The 2235-nt window shown below is 63.0% G+C and carries 2 protein-coding genes and 1 pseudogene; all 3 read right to left on the reverse strand.

Features of this window, described 5'->3' with window-relative positions:
• On the reverse strand, positions 1–588 hold a 588-nt coding region (locus VGD20_RS10515), incomplete at its 3' end, for a metal-dependent hydrolase (RefSeq protein WP_331134397.1).
• Positions 589–600: 12 nt separating this feature from the next.
• On the reverse strand, positions 601–1638 hold the full coding sequence (locus VGD20_RS10520) for a 2-oxoacid:ferredoxin oxidoreductase subunit beta (RefSeq protein WP_331134398.1): 1038 nt from the start codon (positions 1636–1638) through the stop codon (positions 601–603).
• Positions 1635–2235, reverse strand: a pseudogene (locus VGD20_RS10525) (2-oxoglutarate ferredoxin oxidoreductase subunit alpha); the annotation flags it as partial. The gene VGD20_RS10520 and the pseudogene VGD20_RS10525, both read right to left, overlap by 4 nt.

Consider the following 2235-nt stretch of genomic DNA (forward strand, 5'->3'; position numbering starts at 1 on the left):
CGATGCCATGCGCTCGGCGGCGCCGGTGATGAGACCGTTCACGAAAATATAGGCGCAGACGGCGGTGAAGCCGATCCGTGCCGGGCGCCGCCAGTTCGCCGCCCCGCGCCGTTCGCTGCGCAGCGAGAGCCAGACCGACACGGCAAGCGCGATCCAAATCCACAGGTCGATGATGAAGATGCTGTCGCCGTAAAACCAGCGGTGGCTGAACGGTTCGAGCAGGCGGATGCCGTAATTGTTGAGCCAGTCGAGCGCCGGATGGCTGAAGCAGCCGATATAGGCGAGCCCGAGCAACCAGCCCTTGTGTACCGGCAACCGCCCAATGGGCCGCTTGCCACGCCGCTCCTGCCAGCGATCGAACCCGATCATCAATGCCCACAGCAGGATTGGCAACAGGATCAGCGCGATCGGCCCGTGCGTGATTCCGCGCCGCATCGACAGCGACTCGATCCCGTAAATCGCACAGCCGGCATCGATATCGGGAAGGTTCGCCGCGATGATCAGCGTCGGCATCGCCAGGCCGGTCTTCTTCTTGAGCCCCATTTGGCCAAGAACCGCGCCGGCAAGGCTGTGCGTCAGATTATCCATGACGGCGGAAGATCAGAGTTCGGGTCCGCCTTCGGTCACTGTCCAGGTCTGCCCTTTCTTGAGCAGGCTCTGGAGATCGGCTGTCTTGCCCTCGGCCGCCGCCTTGTTCTGGCGGACGACGTCTGCCTCGAAGGTCGGGCGCGGATCGTCGTAGAGGACGCCGAGCGCCATCGGGAATTCGCCAAAGCGCATTTCGACGAGCATGTGCGCGACGCTGCGATTGGTGACGTCGTGGACGATCACACCCGCGGCCTGCCAGTCGCCGTCGACGACATCGACGGTCTTGAGATGCAGCGCGTCGGCGTCGAGCGCGATGCCCTTGGTGCCCTTGGCATAAAGCATCGGCTCACCCTGCTTGAGCCAGAGCTGCCGATCCTCTGCCCCTTTCGGGGCCGCGAAATCCTCGAACACGTCCTTGTTATAGACGATACAGTTCTGGAAAATCTCGATAAAAGCCGCACCCTTATGCGCATGCGCGGCTTTCAGGACGTTCGGCAGTTCCTTCGACACGTCGAACCCGCGCGCGACGAAGCGCGCGCCCGCACCGAGCGCGAAGGCCGCGGGCTGCGCGGGACGGTCGACCGAGCCATAAGGCGTCGACGGGCTGGTGGTACCGACGCGGCTCGTCGGCGAATATTGGCCCTTGGTGAGCCCGTAAATCTCGTTGTTGAACAGCATGATCTGGCAATCGAGGTTGCGCCGGATCAGGTGCATCGTGTGGTTGCCGCCGATCGACAGCCCGTCGCCGTCGCCGGTGACGATCCATACATCGAGGTTCGGATTGGCGAGCTTCAGCCCCGTCGCGAACGCCGGCGCGCGACCGTGGATCGTGTGGAAGCCATAGGTTTCCATATAATAGGGGAAACGCGACGAGCAGCCGATGCCGCTGATGAACACGGTATTCTCGGGCGCGGTGCCGATTTCGGGCATCGTGCGCTGCACCGCCTTCAGGATCGCATAGTCGCCGCAGCCGGGACACCAGCGGACTTCCTGATCGGTTTCCCAATCCTTGAGCGTCGTCGTCCGCGCGATAGTGGTCATCTCGTTCATGCGAGCGCTCCTTCGATCGCAGCTTCGATTTCGGCGATGGTGAAGGGCTGGCCCGACACCTTGTTCACCGGTTTGGCGTCGACCAGATACTGGTCGCGCAGCACGGTCTTCAATTGGCCGGTGTTCATTTCGGGTACGATCACCTTGTCATAGCTCTTTAGCAGTTCGCCGAGATTGGCGGGCAGCGGCCAGATATGGCGGATATGAACGTGGCTGACGTCGGCGCCCTCGGCGCGCTTGCGGCGCACCGCCTGATGGATGGGGCCAAAGGTCGAGCCCCAGCCAACGACCGCGAGCTTACCGCCCTCGGCGCCGAGTTCGACGATCTGGTCGGGCACCTTGATGCCATCGACCTTGTCCTTGCGGATGTCGGTCATCGCCTGATGATTTTCGGGTGCATAGTTGATGTGCCCCGTATCGAGCTCCTTCTCGATCCCGCCGATGCGGTGGAGCAAGCCCGGCGTGCCGGGTTTGACCCACGGACGCTTGAGATTTTCGTCGCGGCCATAGGGTTTGAACCCGCCCGCGGGCGCCTCGGTGAGAAATTCGACCGGGAAAGCTTCATAGGCCGTGAGGTCGGGCACCGCCCACGGCTCG

It is taken from the genome of Sphingopyxis sp., assembly GCF_036402335.1.
In the GTDB taxonomy this organism is placed as follows: Bacteria; Pseudomonadota; Alphaproteobacteria; order Sphingomonadales; family Sphingomonadaceae; genus Sphingopyxis.

Coding starts and splice junctions, on each gene's coding strand:
- VGD20_RS10520 (WP_331134398.1), bottom strand. CDS start 1,638: ATGAACGAGATGACCACTATCGCGCGGACGACGACGCTCAAGGATTGG.